General features: G+C 60.4%; 14 protein-coding genes. 11 read left to right on the top strand and 3 right to left on the bottom strand.

Going from position 1 to position 16,753, the window contains the following annotated elements; all coding sequences use genetic code 11:
• The first annotated feature begins 56 nt into the window (after positions 1 to 56).
• The 9 genes from B3605_RS07405 to B3605_RS07365 all read left to right on the top strand — a co-directional run bounded on the left by B3605_RS07405 (position 57) and on the right by B3605_RS07365 (position 11,292).
• Complete coding sequence (locus tag B3605_RS07405) at positions 57 to 1,538, top strand: sugar ABC transporter ATP-binding protein (protein ID WP_296433467.1); 1,482 nt, start codon at positions 57 to 59, stop codon at positions 1,536 to 1,538.
• Entirely contained in the window at positions 1,535 to 2,581 is a 1,047-nt protein-coding gene (locus B3605_RS07400) for an ABC transporter permease (RefSeq protein ID WP_112941160.1), read from the top strand. Before B3605_RS07405 ends, B3605_RS07400 begins: the two co-directional genes overlap by 4 nt.
• Positions 2,582 to 2,623: 42 nt before the next feature.
• Positions 2,624 to 3,664 carry a substrate-binding domain-containing protein gene (locus B3605_RS07395; protein WP_296433466.1) on the top strand — a complete coding sequence of 347 codons (1,041 nt, stop codon included), beginning with the start codon at positions 2,624 to 2,626 and terminating at the stop codon, positions 3,662 to 3,664.
• 72 nt (positions 3,665 to 3,736) lie between these two features.
• Positions 3,737 to 4,993 carry an LVIVD repeat-containing protein gene (locus B3605_RS07390; protein ID WP_113168380.1) on the top strand — a complete coding sequence of 419 codons (1,257 nt, stop codon included), beginning with the start codon at positions 3,737 to 3,739 and terminating at the stop codon, positions 4,991 to 4,993.
• A 225-nt stretch (positions 4,994 to 5,218) separates the two neighbouring features.
• A complete protein-coding gene (locus B3605_RS07385; protein WP_296433465.1) occupies positions 5,219 to 6,235 on the top strand; it encodes a sugar ABC transporter substrate-binding protein in 1,017 nt (338 codons plus the stop codon).
• 59 nt (positions 6,236 to 6,294) lie between these two features.
• Positions 6,295 to 7,845 carry a sugar ABC transporter ATP-binding protein gene (locus B3605_RS07380; RefSeq protein ID WP_112941253.1) on the top strand — a complete coding sequence of 517 codons (1,551 nt, stop codon included), beginning with the start codon at positions 6,295 to 6,297 and terminating at the stop codon, positions 7,843 to 7,845.
• Positions 7,835 to 8,857 (top strand): ABC transporter permease, encoded by a 1,023-nt coding sequence (locus tag B3605_RS07375; RefSeq protein ID WP_112941157.1) that lies wholly within the window; start codon positions 7,835 to 7,837, stop codon positions 8,855 to 8,857. Before B3605_RS07380 ends, B3605_RS07375 begins: the two co-directional genes overlap by 11 nt.
• A 2-nt stretch (positions 8,858 to 8,859) precedes the next feature.
• Positions 8,860 to 9,858: an ABC transporter permease gene (locus B3605_RS07370; protein WP_296433464.1), complete on the top strand. Its 999-nt coding sequence runs from the start codon at positions 8,860 to 8,862 to the stop codon at positions 9,856 to 9,858.
• Between the two features lie 36 nt (positions 9,859 to 9,894).
• Positions 9,895 to 11,292, top strand: a complete 1,398-nt coding sequence (locus B3605_RS07365; RefSeq protein ID WP_296433463.1) for an LLM class flavin-dependent oxidoreductase — start codon at positions 9,895 to 9,897, stop codon at positions 11,290 to 11,292.
• A 386-nt stretch (positions 11,293 to 11,678) separates the two neighbouring features.
• On the opposite strand, the gene B3605_RS07360 is transcribed toward B3605_RS07365, so the two are convergent.
• On the bottom strand, positions 11,679 to 12,668 hold the full coding sequence (locus B3605_RS07360) for an aldo/keto reductase (protein ID WP_296433462.1): 990 nt from the start codon (positions 12,666 to 12,668) through the stop codon (positions 11,679 to 11,681).
• Between the two features lie 132 nt (positions 12,669 to 12,800).
• Here B3605_RS07360 and B3605_RS07355 point away from each other — a divergent pair, with 132 nt between their 5' ends.
• Positions 12,801 to 13,367 (top strand): TetR/AcrR family transcriptional regulator, encoded by a 567-nt coding sequence (locus B3605_RS07355; protein ID WP_296433461.1) that lies wholly within the window; start codon positions 12,801 to 12,803, stop codon positions 13,365 to 13,367.
• A 51-nt stretch (positions 13,368 to 13,418) separates the two neighbouring features.
• A complete protein-coding gene (locus B3605_RS07350; protein WP_296433460.1) occupies positions 13,419 to 14,384 on the top strand; it encodes a quinone oxidoreductase family protein in 966 nt (321 codons plus the stop codon).
• Positions 14,385 to 14,518: 134 nt separating this feature from the next.
• Here the strand turns inward: B3605_RS07350 and B3605_RS07345 are convergent, their stop codons facing one another.
• Together B3605_RS07345 and B3605_RS07340 are read right to left on the bottom strand one after the other, a co-directional pair.
• Positions 14,519 to 15,571, bottom strand: a complete 1,053-nt coding sequence (locus tag B3605_RS07345) for an alpha/beta fold hydrolase (protein ID WP_296433459.1) — start codon at positions 15,569 to 15,571, stop codon at positions 14,519 to 14,521.
• A gap of 427 nt (positions 15,572 to 15,998) precedes the next feature.
• A partial coding sequence (locus B3605_RS07340) for a phthiocerol/phthiodiolone dimycocerosyl transferase family protein (RefSeq protein WP_296433458.1) occupies positions 15,999 to 16,753 on the bottom strand: 755 nt, incomplete at its 5' end.

Genomic DNA, 16,753 nt, shown 5'->3' with positions numbered 1-16,753 from the left:
TCAAGGCGATGCTCCCTAACTTCGCCTCTCGGCTCCCCTTCACTAGTAGTTCATCCATGTCTCTGCTCTCCGTTGAAAATCTGACCCGCAGCTTTGGCACGACACGCGCGCTGTCGGGCGCTTCCCTATCGATCGCCCGCGGTGAGATCGTGGCTCTCATGGGCGCGAACGGCGCGGGCAAATCGACACTCGTGAAAATCCTCTCCGGCGTGCTTTCCGCCGACGGCGGAGAGGTGACCATTGACGGTCGACCCTTCGCGCCGCGGACGCCGGCGCAAGCAGCAGCGCGCGGTATCGTGACCGTGCACCAATCGACCGATCTGGTCGGCGCACCGGGGCTGACGGTCGCCGATGTCTTGCTCCTCAATCGCTTCGCCGACCGCAGCCAGCCGTTCTTCGTCTCAAGACGAACTGTCCGCGTGCCGGCAAAGGCCATGCTGGATGCCGCAGGCTTTGAACTGCCGCTTGATCGCGATTTCGCCGACCTCGGCGCCGCCGATAGGCAATTGGTGGCGATTGCGCGTGCCCTTTCAAACAAGGCGGACATGCTGATCCTCGATGAACCAACGGCCAGCCTGTCGATCGGGGAGAGCCAGCGGCTGTTCGAAATCCTGCTACGCTTGCGCGCCCAGGGTCTCGCCGTTCTCTATATCTCGCACCGGACCGCCGACCTGCAGGCGATCGCAGATCGGGCGCTGGTCATGCGCGGTGGCCGGTTGGTCGGCGCCTTCGAAAGACCGATCGACTTCAGCGCCGCGATCGAGACAATGATCGGACGAAAACTGGAGGCGGCGCGGCCGGACGTAGGTGCGCAAAATGGCCGCGTCATTTTCGAGATGGCGAATATCAAGCTTCTCGCCACCAGCACATCATTCGACCTATCCATCCGCGAGGGCGAAGTCGTCGCCGTCACCGGCGTGCTCGGCGCCGGCAAAAGCCGGCTCCTGTCAGCCATCTTCGGGACGGGAACGCTTGCCTCGGGGACGATGGCACTCGATGGGCAGCCGTACCAACCGAACGGCCCCGCAACTGCCATTGCGGCCGGTATCGTCATGGCCGCCGAGGATCGACATCACTCTTCCCTGATGCCGCCGTCATGGCCGGGAAACAGCGTGGCAGCGACGATCAGCCTGCCGCACCTGCGCAAATGGTACCCGCAGGGCTTCCTGTGGGGCAACCGCGAAACACGCGAGGCGGAGCAGGCGATCAAGCGACTGCGCATCAAGACCTCCGGCCCCGACGCATCGATATGGACCCTTTCCGGAGGCAACCAGCAGAAGACCGTTCTCGCTCGCTGGGAAGCTGAGCCGAGCCGGCTGCTGTTGCTCGACGAGCCATTCCAGGGCGTCGATGTCGGCGCCCGGCAGGACATCATCGAAGCCATCAGGGGACGGAGCGATCGCGCCACGCTGATCGCGACCTCCGATCCGGAAGAGGCCTTCGAGGTCGCCGACCGCATCCTCGTCATCGATCATCACAGTGTCCGCCCCGCGCAAGTGCACGAAGACAAACCTGCTGCCGAAGGAATTCCAGCATGAGCTCCATCCAGGATGAAACCATTGGCGAGACACCTTCGCCGCAGGGCACAGGTCCGTTTCTGAGCCGCGTGGCTGCGGTGATCCGCTCCGGCGCGGTCTTCCTGCTCCTCATCGCGCTGGTGATCGGCTTCACCGCCGCACAGCCCGCCTTCATCAACATCAACAATCTGATGAGCATCCTGCAGGCCGTGTCGGTGGTTGCCATTCTCGGTGCAGGGGTCACGGTCACGCTCGCCGTCGGCGGCTTCGATCTCTCGATCGGTGCGGTCGCCGCCTCCAGCGTCATGGCCGCCAGCTATGCGATGATCGTGCTCGGGCTCGACGCTTTCGCGACCGTCCCGCTGGTGCTCGCCTTCGGCGCGCTCATCGGCCTCCTCAATGCCTTCGTCATCGTGCGGCTGAAGGTGCCGGACCTGCTGGCGACGCTGTCGATGATGTTCCTGCTCTCGGGCCTGCAGCTGATCCCGACGGCCGGTCGCTCGATCTCGGCCGGCCTCATCCTGCCTGATGGCTCGACGGCATCCGGCCTCTACGATCCGCGCTTCCTGCTGATCGGCCGCTACAGCATCGCCGGCACCGTTCCAGTGGCCGTCGTGCTGATGATCCTGGTCGCCCTAGTTCTCTACGTCCTGACGGAGCGCACGCGCATCGGCCGGCTGCTGTTTGCCACCGGCGGAAACGAGGTCGCCACCCGTCTCGCCGGCGCGTCGACCACGCGCCTGAAGACGCTGGCCTATGTGATCTCCGGAACGCTGGCCTCGCTCGGCGGCATCATCGTTGCTGCCCGCGTCGGGCGCGGCGACGTGTCATCGGGCGGATCGCTTCTGATGGACGCCGTCGCGGCCTCGCTGATCGGCTTTACCGTCATGGGCCTTCGCCGCCCGAACGTTCTCGGCACGATCGTAGGCGCCGTCTTCGTCGGTGTGCTGCTCAACGGCCTGACGATGCTCAATGCGCCTTACTACACCCAGGATTTCGTCAAGGGTGCCGTGCTGGCGGGCGCGCTCGCGCTCACTTATGGCCTCGGCCGAACCAATCCGTGAACGAAAACTATCACACGCCATAGCCCAAGGAGAGGCTGACTTATGAAGACCACACTGAAATCCTTTGCCGCCGCGCTCATCGCGGGCGCACTGCTTGCAAGCTCCAGCCTCGCAACCGGCATCGAAGGCGCGCCGGCGCCGTTCGACAAGCGCCAGGTCAATATCGCCGTTGTCAGCTATCTCGGCGGGGGCGATTGGCTGCAGGCCTTCGAGGCGGGCGTCAAGCGGCAGGCCGACGCGCTCGGGATCAAGACGACGATCTCCCAGGCCCGCAACGACAACGACACGGAACGCACGCTGATCGAGCAAGCGATCAACCTCGGCGTCGATGGCATCATCATCAACAATGGCCGTCCCGAGGTGCTGAAGGACGTCGCGCAGAAGGCTCTCGATGCCGGCATCAAGGTCGTGGCTTACGACGTCAACCTCGACAACCCGGCGATCCCGCAGATCGAGCAAAGCGACAAGGACATGGCGAGCCTCGTGCTCGAGCAGGCGGTCAAGGACAAGGGCGACGGCTTCGTCGGCGGCGCCGTCTATGTCGCCGGCTTCGCGCCGCTGGATCGCCGCTATGCCGTGTGGACGGATTTCGTCGCCAAGCATAATCTGACGGAAAAAGCCGTGTGGGGCGTGGTCAACGATACGGTTCCGGCCTCCGTGGCCGACCAGACGAAGGCGGTACTTCGCGCCAACCCCGACATCTCGGTGATCTTCACGCCCTGGGACGAGTTCGCCAAGGGCGCAAAGCTGGCGATCGACGAGCTCGGCGTCGCCGACAAGGTGAAGATCTACGGCGTCGACACCTCGACGGCCGATATCCAGCTGATGATCGAACCCGACAGCGCCTGGGTTGCCACCGCCGCCACCAACGCCGCCGTCGTCGGCGAAGTCTCGGTCCGCGCCGTATCGCTGGATATCGCCGGCCAGTTTCCGGGCCGCTCCGTGCTCCTGAAGCCGACGCTGGTGACCCGTGACGATCTCATCAGCAACAAGATCACCAGGATCGAAGACCTGCAGCAGAAGTTCCCCGCCTTCCTGAAGAGCGATGCCGCGACCGCTGCGTGGATCCAGCCGCTAAACTAAGCATACGAAACAATCGAGCGCCGCCCATCGAGACGGCGCTTTTTTTTCAGTTCACATTTTACAGGTGACCACATGGCTGACAGCCTCGACCTCCCACGCCCTGATTTCGCCCGCAACATGAAGCTGATCGGGCATTCCGACATTGGTGGACGTGGCGACGGATTGCAGCTGATGGTGCATCGGGGACATGCCTACGTCGCCCATCCCTGGTCGCAGGGCTTCTCGATCGTCGATGTACGCGATCCCAAGCGGCCCGGCGCGGTTACCTATATCCCAGCTCCCGCAAACACCTGGAACATTCATCTGCAGACGCATGACGATCTGCTGCTCGTTATCAACGCACTCGATCTCTTCGCCGATGTCGAGACGTTTTCCAGCGAGAAGGACTATTACACCAAATCAATCGGCGAGACCGTTGCCGGCCGCAAGAAAAACCGCTCCTGGACAGCCGGCATGACTGTCTACGATATCTCGACGCCGGACAAGCCGCGCAGGATCGGTCAACTGGATGTCGAGGGCGTCGGCTTCCATCGTCTCTGGTATGTCGGCGGCCGCTACGCCTATGCATCGGCGCTCCTCGACGGCTTCACAGACTACATTTTCGTGACCATCGATCTTGCCGATCCGACACGCCCCGAAATCGTCGGGCGCTGGTGGCTCCCGGGCATGAACCGCGCGGCCGGCGAAACCTCCACGGCACCCGAGGGCAAACGCTATGCGCTGCATCACGCGCTGGTTTCCGGCAACACGGCTTATGCCTGCTGGCGCGATGGCGGGTTGACGCTGCTTGACATATCCGACCACGCCGCGCCGAAGTTAATCGCGCACCGCAACTGGTCTCCGCCCTATGGCGGCGGCACCCACTCGCCTTTACCGTTGCCGGGGCGCAACCTGCTCGTCGTCGCCGACGAGGCTGTGGCCGATGGTGAAGAGGACGGCCGCAAACACACTTGGATCTTCGATGTCCGCGAGCCTTCCAACCCGGTCAGCATCTCTACCTTCCCCATCCCTGATGAAGTCGACTACACCAAAAAGGGCGGCCATTTCGGGCCGCACAATCTTCATGAGAACCGCCCTGGTTCGTTCGTGTCCGAGACGCTGATCTTCGCGACCTGGCAGAATGCCGGCATCCGCGCCTTCGATATCTCCGATCCTTATCGCCCCGTCGAGACCGGCGCGCTCGTGCCCGCCGCGCCGAAAACCATGACCGACAAGCGCCCAGGGCGTCCGCAAGTCATCCAGTCCGCCGACGTCTTCGTCGATGCCTCAGGCCTTATCTATGCGACCGACTACAATGCCGGCCTTGAGATCATCGAGTACGGCGGCTGAGCTTGTCATTGTCCCAGTAAATCTCGCGGCAGACACGAATTTGACCACCTATTCCGCAGTCCCCGATGCTTTCGACACCCGCTCCGAACGCCACCGAAAACGCCTATCCGTAGCCCTTTTTCTCTCTGGTTCATTTCCTCCTGACCTCGGCTTTTGGAAAAGCGTTTCTCTCAATTCCATTTAATCTACATATTCTATGGATATTGATTATTGAGGGACAACAAAATGACTGAACACACCAATGCCGGCCTCGGCCGTCGCGAAATCCTGAAGTTCGCCGCCGTGGCAGGCGCGACCTTCGCCGGCACCAGCCTTCTCGCAAGCGCCGGCACCGCAGCCGCGGCAGACGACGAAGGCCTTTCCCTGAAGGGCAAGCGCATCGCCATCAGCGCCACGGGTACCGACCACTATTTCGACCTGCAGGCCTATAACGCGCAGATCGAGGAAGTGAAGCGCCTTGGCGGCGAGCCGATCGCGGTGGATGCCGGCCGCAACGACGGAAAGCTGGTCGCTCAGTTGCAGACGCTGGTGGCGCAGAAGCCCGATGCGATCGTCCAGATTCTCGGCACGCTCAGCGTCATCGATCCCTGGTTGAAGAAGGCGCGCGACGCCGGCATTCCGGTTCTCACCGTCGATGTCGGCTCGACCAATTCGATCAACAACACAACGTCGGACAACTGGAGCATCGGCAAGGATCTGGCACTGCAGCTGGTCTCCGATATCGGCGCCGAGGGCAACATTGTGGTCTTCAACGGTTTTTACGGCGTCACGCCCTGCGCGATCCGCTACGACCAGCTGGTCAATGTCGTGAAGTACTTCCCGAAAGTGAAGATCATCCAGCCGGAGCTGCGCGACGTGATCCCGAACACAGTTCAGGACGCCTTCACCCAGATCACCGCGATCCTCAACAAGTACCCGGAAAAGGGTTCGATCAAGGCCATCTGGTCGGCCTGGGATATTCCCCAGCTTGGCGCCACCCACGCGCTGTCCGCTGCCGGGCGCACCGAAATCCGTACCTACGGCGTGGATGGAAGCCCCGAGGTCCTGCAGCTCGTCGCAGACCCGAACTCACCGGCCGGCGCCAACGCTGCGCAACAGCCCGCCGAGATCGGCCGTACGGCAATCCGCAATGTCGCCAAGCTGCTGGCCGGCCAGACGCTGCCACGCGAGACCTATGTTCCGGCGTTGCTCGCCAACAAGGCGAACGTCAAAGACGTCACCAAGAAGCTTGGCATCGGCTGAATTGCGGACGGGTGATGCGGCACCGCCGCGTCACCCTCGTCTCCACTGGGGTTTCCGACATGACGGCAATACTTCCTCCGCAGCCCGCCAAGCGGCCTGACGACATCATCCGCTTCGACCGCGTCGTGAAGCGCTTCGGCGGCGCGCAGGCGCTGGCCGGCGCATCGCTGGCGATCAAGCACGGCACGATCCACGGCCTCGTGGGGCAAAACGGCGCGGGGAAATCGACGCTGATCAAAATCCTCGCCGGCCTGCACCAACGAGACGAAGGCACGATCGAGATCGAGGGCCAGAGGATCGGTCATCTGACGCCGCATCTAGCCGAAACCCACGGCATCCACTTCATCCACCAGGACCGCCTGCTCGTTCCGACCTTCACCGTCGGCGAGGCGCTGTTTCTGGGTCGCGAGCCACGACTTCCGGGAACACCATTCCTCGATCGCCGTAAGATGCAGCGGCAGGCAAACGAGACGCTCGCCGATTATTTCGGGATCAAGTTGCCCACGCACGCCCTGATCGGGGAGCTGTCGACCGCCGAAAAGCAGATCGTCCAGATTACCCGCGCATTGCTTGATCATCCCAAGGTGCTGGTTTTCGACGAGCCGACCGCGGCGCTTGTGCGGCGCGAGGCCGATATCCTTTTCCGCCTGATCCGTCGCCTGCGCGACGAAGGCGTCACCATCATCTACATCTCGCATTATCTGAACGAAATCGAAGAGCTCTGCGACCACGTCACCGTGCTCCGCAACGGCATCGACGTGGCCTCCACACCGATTGCCGAGACATCGGCCAACGACATCGCGCGACTGATGGTCGAGCGCGATATCGCCGACATGTTTCCCAAGCGGCGGGTCGAGTTCGGAGAGGACCTCCTCAAGGTGAAAGGACTGACAGCCGCGAACCGGTTCTCCGACGTGAGCTTCACGGTCCGGCGCGGCGAGGTGCTCGGGATCACTGGCCTGCTCGGCTCCGGCGCCAAGGATCTCTTACGAACCCTGTTCGGGCTGGAGCGTGCGCAGTCCGGTCACATCGAGGTCGCGGGCGCGGCAGATAGAGCGTGCACGCCACAGGCCGCCGTCGTCAGGCAGATCGCGCTGGTGCCGGAAGATCGCCGCGGCCACGGCGTCGCGCTCGATCTGAGCGTTGCGGAAAACATCACGCTCGCGAGCCTTGATCGCTACACCAATCTGGGTGTCCTGAACGGCAAGCGCGAGAGGCGCGACAGCGACGATCTCATCAAGCGCCTGCAGATCAAGACCGCTGGCCGCGATGCGCTGGTGCGCACGCTATCGGGCGGAAACCAGCAGAAGGTGGCGATCGCCAAGTGGCTGAGCCGCCACTCGGAAATCTACCTGCTCGACGAGCCGACCGTCGGTGTCGACATCGGCTCCAAGGTCGAGATCTACTCGCTGATCGGCGAGCTTGCCGAACGCGGCGCCGGCATCATCGTTCTCTCCTCCGACCTGCCGGAACTGATTGGGATCACTGACCGGATCCTGGTGCTGTTTCGCGGCCGCGTGACGCGCGAATTCATCTCTTCGGAAACCACAACGGATGAAGTGCTGGCGGAATCGACCGGCGCCTCGGAAAGATTGCGCCATGTCGGCTGATATCCACATCGGCGATCTGGCCGACTTTAAAGCGGAACACAGCAAGGAGCGCTCCGCCCGCAATCTGGCGGCGGCATCGCTGCGCTTCGGTTCGCTGATCGCCTTTGCGGTCATTCTCACCGTTTTTTCGCTCACCGCACCCTACTTCCTGAGCATCGGCAATATCGGCAACGTGCTCGGCCAGTCCGCTATCTCGGGCGTGCTGGCGATCGGCCTGACCATCGTGCTTGTCGCCGGCGGCGCCAATGTCGTCACCGGCGGTATCGACCTCTCGCTCGCCGCGAATATGGGCCTCAGCGCCGCCGTCTACGCGACGGTAACGCAGCTTGGCTACGGCGATCCGGCGGCGGTTGCCGCAAGCCTGCTGACGGGGCTGGCGATCGGCGCAGTCAATGCGGCCGCCGTCGTCTTCGCCGGCATCGTGCCGCTGCTTGCGACGCTTGCCGTAATGAACGTCGTGGCGGGCCTCGAATTGGTGCTCACGCAGAATACGGTCGTTCCAGCGTCCACCGATTTCCTGACCACACTATCTGCCTCCGATGCCTTCGGAATTCCTGTGCTTGCCTATGTGCTCCTCGGCTTCACCGCCGTGGTGACCGCGATCGTGCAATACACACCGCTTGGCCTCCGGCTCTATGCGATCGGCGAATTCCCCGATGCCGCGCGCGCTGCCGGCTTGCCGCTGAAGCGCCTGCTGGCAGGAGCCTTCCTGGCGAGTGGCCTGTGCGGCGGCATCGCGGGCATATTGTCGGTATCCTATTTAAGCGGCAGTACGACGGGCTCCAGCGAGATGCTGCTTCCTGTTGTCGTCACGGCGCTTCTCGGCGCGGTGTTCTCCCGCAGACTTGTGCCGACGATAACTGGCACGCTGCTCTCTGCACTCCTCGTCGGCTTCCTTGTCAACGGCTTCCAGCTCCTCAACCTTTCCAGCACGCTCGTCAGCGGCGTCCAAGGAATTCTCATCCTGATCGTCGTCTCGGCGACGACGTTGCTTCGCAAGCGGGAGATCTGACCATGTCGCTTTCGGCCTCCCATGCTCCCGTCGCGCCCTGGCACCACCGTGTGCTCTCCGGTCTCGCGCGATACGGCCTGATCCTGGCGCTCGTCGCGGTCTTTGCCGCCTTCTCCGTGGCGACGCCGACATTCCTGACTGCAGGCAATCTGCAGAGCCTTCTCGTCAATAACTTCACCTTGCTTGCGATCGTCTCCGTGGCCATGACCTTTGCGGTATCGGCCGGCGGTATCGATCTCTCGGTTGGCACGGCAGTCGATTTCGCGAGCTTTGCCTTCGTCTCGCTGGTCCTTGCCGGACAGCCGGTTGCGATCGGTCTGCTTGGCGGCATCGCCGCCGGCGCGATCGTCGGCGCCTTCAACGCGGTGCTGATCTCTGGCATCGGCGTCTCGCCGTTTCTGGCGACCCTCGGCACGCTGTTCATCGGTCGCAGCGTGCAGCAACTGCTGACCAATGGCGGCAACCCGGTCTATCTGCCGCCATCGGGCGTGCCCGACACCTTCCGCTTCATCGGCCACGGCACGATATCAGGCTTTCCGCTGCCGCTGTTGATCGCGATCCTTGTCATTGCCGCCGCCGCGTTCATCTTCGCCCGCACACGCTTTGGCCGCGTGGTGCTGGCGATCGGCATCCAGCCGAGCGTCGTGCGCTATTCCGGCATCGGCCATGGCCGGCATGTCGCCGTGACGTTCATCCTGACCGCGATTGTCGCCGCCATTGCCGGCCTGATCCTGACGGCGACTGTCACCGTCTACATCCCCTCCTCCGGCAATGCGTTTCTCTTGAACGCGATCGGAGCGACCTTCATCGGTACAACGCTTTCGCCGCTCGGCCGGCCCAATATTGCCGGCACGGTGCTTGGCGTGCTGCTGCTGAGCATCGTCGCCAACGGGCTGCTCCTCACCGGGCTGAATTTCTACTGGCAGCAGGTTGGCACCGGCACGCTCATCTTCGCCGTGCTCGCCTTCAGCTTCATCAACCGAAAGACCGGCGGCGCCTGATCGGCGGGCGCCCAGACAATACGCAGGAAGAATGACATGAGCCGTGAAATCAGGTTGAACGCCTTCGACATGAACTGCGTCGGACACCAGTCACCAGGTCTCTGGCGACATCCGCGCGATAAGTCCTGGACCTACAAGGACATGGACTACTGGGTGCATCTGGCGAAAACGCTGGAGCGCGGCAAGTTCGATGGCCTGTTTATCGCAGACGTCCTCGGCGTCTATGATGTGCTTCACGGTAATGTCGACGCGGCACTGCGCCATTCCGCGCAGGTGCCGGTCAACGACCCGCTGCAGCTGATCCCGACCATGGCCTATGTGACTGAAAACCTCGGCTTCGGACTGACGGCGTCGCTCTCCTTCGAACATCCCTACACCTTCGCCCGCCGCATATCGACGCTCGACCATCTCACCAAAGGCCGCGTCGGGTGGAACATCGTCACCTCCTACCTCAACAGCGGTGCACTCAACATCGGTCAATCCGCTCAAACCAAGCATGACGACCGCTATGATCTGGCGGAAGAATATCTGGAGGTTTGCTACAAGCTCTGGGAGGGCAGCTGGGAAGATGACGCCGTCGTTCGCGATCGCGCCGCCGGCATCTTCACGCATCCGGAGAAGGTCCACCCGATCGGTCATTCCGGCAAGCATTTCACGGTGCCGGGCATCCACCTCAGCGAACCCTCCCCACAGCGCACGCCGGTCCTCTACCAGGCCGGCGCGTCCAGCCGCGGCAAGGATTTCGCGGGGGAACATGCAGAGTGCATCTTCGTCGCCGCTCCCTCAAAGCCGGTACTAAAACGTTATGTCGCCAATGTCCGGGAGGCAGCCGAGCGCGCCGGCCGCAATCCACGCGAGATCCTCGCCTTCAATCTGCAGACCGTGATCCTCGGCGAGACCGATGCGGAAGCGAAAAAGAAGTTCGATGACTATCGCCGCTACGCCTCTTTCGAAGGCGCGCAGACGTTGATCTCAGGCTGGACGGGGATCGATTTCGGCCAGTTCTCACCCGATGAGCCACTACGCCACCGCCACACCAACGCGGTGCAATCGGCTGTCGAAACATTCACGACGATCGACCCCGACAAGGTCTGGTCGGTGCGCGAAATGGCCGACTGGGTCGGCGTCGGCGGCTTCGGCCCTGTTTTCGTCGGCTCGCCGCAGACGGTCGCCGACCTGCTGCAGGAATGGGCCGAGGATACCGATGTCGACGGGTTCAATCTCGCCTATGCCATCACGCCCGAGAGCTTCGAGGACGCAGTCGATCTGCTCGTGCCGGAATTGCAAAAACGCGGCGTCTACAAGAGGGATTATCGTCATGGCACGTTGCGCGAAAAGCTGTTCGGCCATGGCCCGCGATTAGAGGCGCCCCATCCTGGCGCACGCTATCGTTATGTTGAAGCACACGATGCGCGCCGGCCACAGAAAGCCTGACTACCCCGGTCGACGATGCTTCGTTGACCGACCTCTCAATTACCTAGAAATCAGCGATCCATCGTAACCGTAGTGGATACCGCTATGCCGGGAATGGGCAGCGCCTATAAATGATTGGAAGCGTGTCGCGACAGTCGGCGATTATCAGACAATTTGACCCCGCCGTCTCATGAATTACCCCAGTACGCAACGTAGAGCTGGTCATATCGCTGCAGAAAAAATTTTGTTGTGGTGACAAAAACCGTCCCCCGTGATACGGAAGGGCTGATGGTCACTGGATGCAACCAAGATATCTCGTTATGGATGGCGCGACCTTCATCTGTGAGCCGAGGGAGTCTTTCCAAAGGCACGACAACGCAGAGCCGTCATTTCTTGCGTCCGTCTCCCTAACGGTTCGAGAACTCAAGGAGCGCGTCTGGTAGACGTTTCCCCGTGACTGCAATCTTGGACAAGCCGTATTCTATCTCGTCGAGGTCCTCTTGGGTGAGAACGACTAACGAGGCCCCAACGTTTTCAACCACTCGATCGAGTTTCCTTGTGCCAGGGATAGGTACTATCCACGGCTTCCGGGACAGTAGCCATGCGAGCGCGATCTGAGCAATCGTAGCGTTCTTGCGCGTCGCGACCAACTTGAGAAGTTCGACGATCGGCTGGTTGTTGCTTCGCGCCTGAGCGGTAAACCGCGGAGAATTCTGTCGAAAGTCGGACGACTCGAAATTTGTCGTCACATCTATCTTGCCAGTCAAGAAGCCGGCACCGAGAGGGCTCCACGGCACCAAGCCGATACCAAGCTCCTCGCATAGTGGAAACATCTCGACTTCCGCTTCTCGTGTCCAAAGCGAATACTCGTCCTGGACGGCCGTTACGCGTTGCACGGAATGAGCTCGGCGCACGGTGCCCGGGGCAGCCTCAGACAGACCGAAGTGTTTGACTTTGCCTTCGTCAATAAGGTCTTTCACCGCGCCAGCCACATCTTCAATTGGGACGGCTGGGTCTACTCGATGCTGGTACAGGAGATCAATCTCGTCGATCCTCATACGTTTCAGCATTAGCTCCGTCGCACGCTTGATGTGTTCGGGCCGACTGTTTAGTCGACCTAACCGCTCGCCGGTGTCAAAATCGATATCCCATCCGAATTTCGTAGCGATGACGACCTCGTCGCGGATTGGGATAAGCGCCTTGCCAACCAAGATTTCATTTGCGAACGGCCCATAGACCTCGGCGGTGTCAAACAATGTCACTCCGATTTCATGAGCACCGCGGATAACACGGATCGCTTCGTCCTCGCTCGGCGATTCACCATATGTGGATGCGAAACTCATGGCTCCGAAGCCAATTTCCGATACATCCAGACTGCCAATTCTACGAATTCTCATGAACTGTGCCCTTTAAAGGGAGCAGCCGAAAGGCCACACCACGCGCTGCAGGAAGTGGAAAGCGACCGTGTCTGGAAATACACGACATCGACTTTCTTGACTTATCGTTCCAGATAGCCTATTTGTTTCTTCATGGCTAGGCACAAAGAGTTTGACAAAGAGGAAGCACTCGACGCCGCGTTGGCGGTCTTTCGCGAGCATGGCTTTGCGGGGACATCCACACCGATGCTTACCGACAGGATGCGTATTGGGAGGCAGAGCCTCTACGACACGTATGGTGACAAATGGCAGCTATACCTTGCTGCGCTCAATCGCTACGGGCGGCAGGAGATCAGCGCTCACGTGTCAACCTTGATGAGCAAGCAAAAGGCAATAGAAGGCATTGAAGCGATGATAGATCGCGTTGTTCGAGAAGCCAGGCAGTCCTGCTTGGGCGTCAATTCGATCTGTGAATTCGGCGATCGGAACGAGGATATAAATGTCATACATGCGTCATCCAATAGACTTCTGCAGGCCGCCCTCGTAGGCCGGATCAAAGAGGCTCAGAGGGATGGCGACGTGGCGATCGAGCTCGATCCCTCGTCTGTCGTTGACTACCTCGTTGCCAGCTTCGCGGGCATCCGCATCGCGGCACGGGGAGGCGCGAATGACGTGCAACTAGCCACTCTAGGTAAAATGGCGGTGCGCGGCATGCATTAATTTTTTTTTGGACATTTCTGGAATGACTATTCAAATAAAAGGACTGAAAAAATGAAAGCAGTAAAGTTGAATGGCTTCGGCGGCGTCGAGGTTCTCGAGTATGCCGAGACTCAGGATCCAGTCGCGGGAAGCGGGCAGGTTGTCGTCGAGGTGACGGCAGCAGGTGTGAACTTCATGGACATCGGTGCAAGACAAGGAACGATGGGAGGCGGGTATAAGCCTACCATTCTCGGTGTCGAAGGTGCCGGCCGCGTCATCGAGGTAGGACCTGATGTCACGGAGTTCCGCGAAGGCGATCGCGTTGCGTGGGTATTCAATCTCTCCAGCTACGCAGAGCGAATTGTTGCACCGGTTGACTCCCTCGTGAAGCTCCCTGACGACATCGACGATCAGACGGCGGCCGCGATCATGATGCAGGGGCTGACGGCCAGCCACTTTGCGACAGATTTCTATCCTGTTCAGAATGGTGACGTTGCGCTTGTACATGCGGGAGCGGGTGGGCTTGGTCTTTTGCTAACGCAAATCATCAAGCTCCGAGGCGGGCGCGTCATCAGCCGTGTCTCCAATGAAAGCAAGGTCGCTATCGCAAAGGCAGCCGGTGCTAGCGACGTCATCGTTGACACGGAAGGCAAATTTGCCGAGGAAGCACTCCGTCTCACCGGCGGCGAAGGTGTGGATGTCGTGTACGACGGGTCCGGACCCTCGACGTTCCAGGGGTCTCTCGACTCGCTGCGTCGATCAGGTACGTTCTGCTGGTACGGTCCCGTCCTCGGCGGACCTGGACCATTCGATATCATGAGCCTGCCTAAGAGTATCAAAATCGGCTACGCCGTTTTCTTGAACCTCATTCCCACTCCGGAGCTATTGCGCCAGCACACCAACCAACTCTTTGATTGGATTAGGAGCGGAAACATCAAGGTAAACATTGGCGGCACATATCCCCTCGCCGACGCAGTCCTTGCACACGAAGCGATGCAAAGCCGCGCGACGACCGGGAAGCTTTTGCTGATCCCGTGACAGCAATGCTCGAAACAGCAACACATGCTGTTTCGAGTAGCCCTCCTCGGGTTCCGGCTACGCATATCGAGATCAGCAACCAAAATGCCGATACGTCGCGACATCAATTTGATTTTGATAGCGCAACACCTGGTTCAACGCGGTTTGTCTCTCTGCCTATCGAAGAAGCTAATCGCGCGCTGCATTACACGGTCTCGAAATTCGTCGCGTTCCATGAACAGCTCATGACGTGCGCCTTCTACCCGGTCAATCTCGCATGAACCGCGGCCGCCTTTGGTGACCGCGGCGCAGAATTCGTTTTGTCCACGGTCATTTACTACCGTGTCCCGTCCGGCTTGAAAAATGAGGACTGGTACAGTGACACGACCCGCGCTCTCTCGACTGCGTTTCGCGGCCAAACACGCCTCGTGCACCCATCTTGTGCTCGGCCCACCCAGTCGCGCAACCGGGGTCCGGCGTAACTCATCGCGCCAGAGAAGCTCAAATCGCGTTTGGCTCGACGTCAAGGCTAGCTTGGGATCGAACCCATTCGGTTCTTTATAGGGCCCCTTTCCCCATACGTACCGTGTCGGACGCCCAAGGAGTGGGACCAGCCAGCAAGCGCGAGCAGGTAGCGGCGCTAGGTTAATCTCGAGCATCGGTGACGAAAGCACCGCAGCCTCGAAGTCATCCGGATGGTTCTCCAAATAGAGGGAAGCGATCGCACCGCCCATAGAGTGAGCCAGCAAGAACAGGTGTCTGTTCCCGGCCGGCTTGACCACCTGATCGACGAAGGACTTGAGATCATCAACGTAGTCGTCGAACCGATCCACATATCCTAACTCATGCGTAGCGCGCTTAATGTCTGCATCCGCACCCTTGGGAGCCTTCAGTATACGCTCTGAGAGGCCCTGCCCTCGGTGGTCCATGATGTAGACCGAGTACCCGGCTTGCCAGAGGTCGAAGATAACCTCCCGGTAGTTCAAAAAGCTCTCTGTACGGCCGCTTGAAATGACGATCGCGCGATCGCTGTCGTTTTGTTGGAACGACATACCTCTGATTAGAATGTCGCCAGCCCCGGAAACAGATTGCGGCTTTCCGTAGCGACTCCAAAAATCCAGTATTTGCGAGTAACTCGCCGATAGTTCGAATTCGCTGCTGGTCGCGGTTTGGCCAGCCGTTCGGAAGACGGTAGGTTCTATTGTCATTGTGTTGCCCATTGTGAATGTCAGGCACAATGGGAGGAATATTGGAAGGAGCGTTCGGTATCGTCGCAGTTCTGCCATGCTATTCCAATCCCAATGGTGCGTGTTGAGAAAGGATGGGGAACCTGGCTTCGTACTGAATTTCAGATTTCTGGAATGGCTTTTCAGCTGTAATGCAATGTTCGAGACGGCCATGGAGATTGCGGGAGGCGCTGAAAGCCACTTGAATACCGCCCAGGGGTGGACGACTGGCCCTGCGTGGCATCCCCGATGCCAATGGTTCTTTGTCCCCTTAAAAGCGGCGTCGGCTCTAGCTCACTGCTCGATTATAAGACCGTCCCGCTGCGACGGTAACCAATGTTATGGCCTCTTCACAGCGCGGCGCTGCGGGCGCGGCGAGGGCATCGATGCTATGAGCTGTTGGATCTTGCTAAATACAAGCGCTAGCGAGCAATTCCACGACATCAGAGCCGATCAGCTCTTGAGATGCCGGACACGCTTCAATCAGCCGCAAGGTCCCTGCGAACGTCGAAACTCCGAAGAACCGCTCGCGCTTCAACCGCGCTTGGCCAATCGGACCCCAGATAGCCTCGAGAGATATGTCACCGTACTCTTGTGGAATATCTATCACACCAAGGTTGGAAACCACGGCGTCATACCCGAGCGCCCCGAGCACGCCTACAGCAACGCGAGGATCAGACGATGGTGTTATCAATTGGTCCAGCATCCGTCCGGTCCGCCGTATTTCAGCCGTTGTCCTCAGTCGGTTCATTTCACCGATATGTGTTCGCGCCAACGTCCAGAGCTCTTCGTGAGCTGGCAGAGCGATCGCCCCAGCCGTTGCCCTAAGAACGCAATCCCTTGCATCCAGGCCGAATTTCCGCCGTAGGTCTACCGGGCTCAAGATCCTGTAGGTATCACGCCCCTCGCCCCGCGCTGCGACGATAGCTACCGCGGCACAGATCACGCTGTTGACGCTGGTTTTATTCTCCCTGGCGAGATCACGGAGCTTGCGAGCATGCTCAGCTGATAGAAGCTCGGTCTTCACGGTTACCTTGTCACCGTCAAAGGAGCGCCACAAGGGCTGTGAAGCTAGGCCTATAAGCTGCTCAATGGGCGGCAAGGCTTCCGCGCCTTCACTAACCGCATTAGCCGTCTCCTCGCGTCCACCCAAGTCATCCTCGA

The sequence above is a fragment of the Rhizobium sp. UBA1881 genome (genome assembly GCF_002338015.1).
GTDB lineage: Bacteria > Pseudomonadota > Alphaproteobacteria > Rhizobiales > Rhizobiaceae > Rhizobium.
The sequence above is the reverse complement of the archived record's forward strand: the minus strand, read 5'-3'. Positions and strand labels throughout refer to the sequence as shown.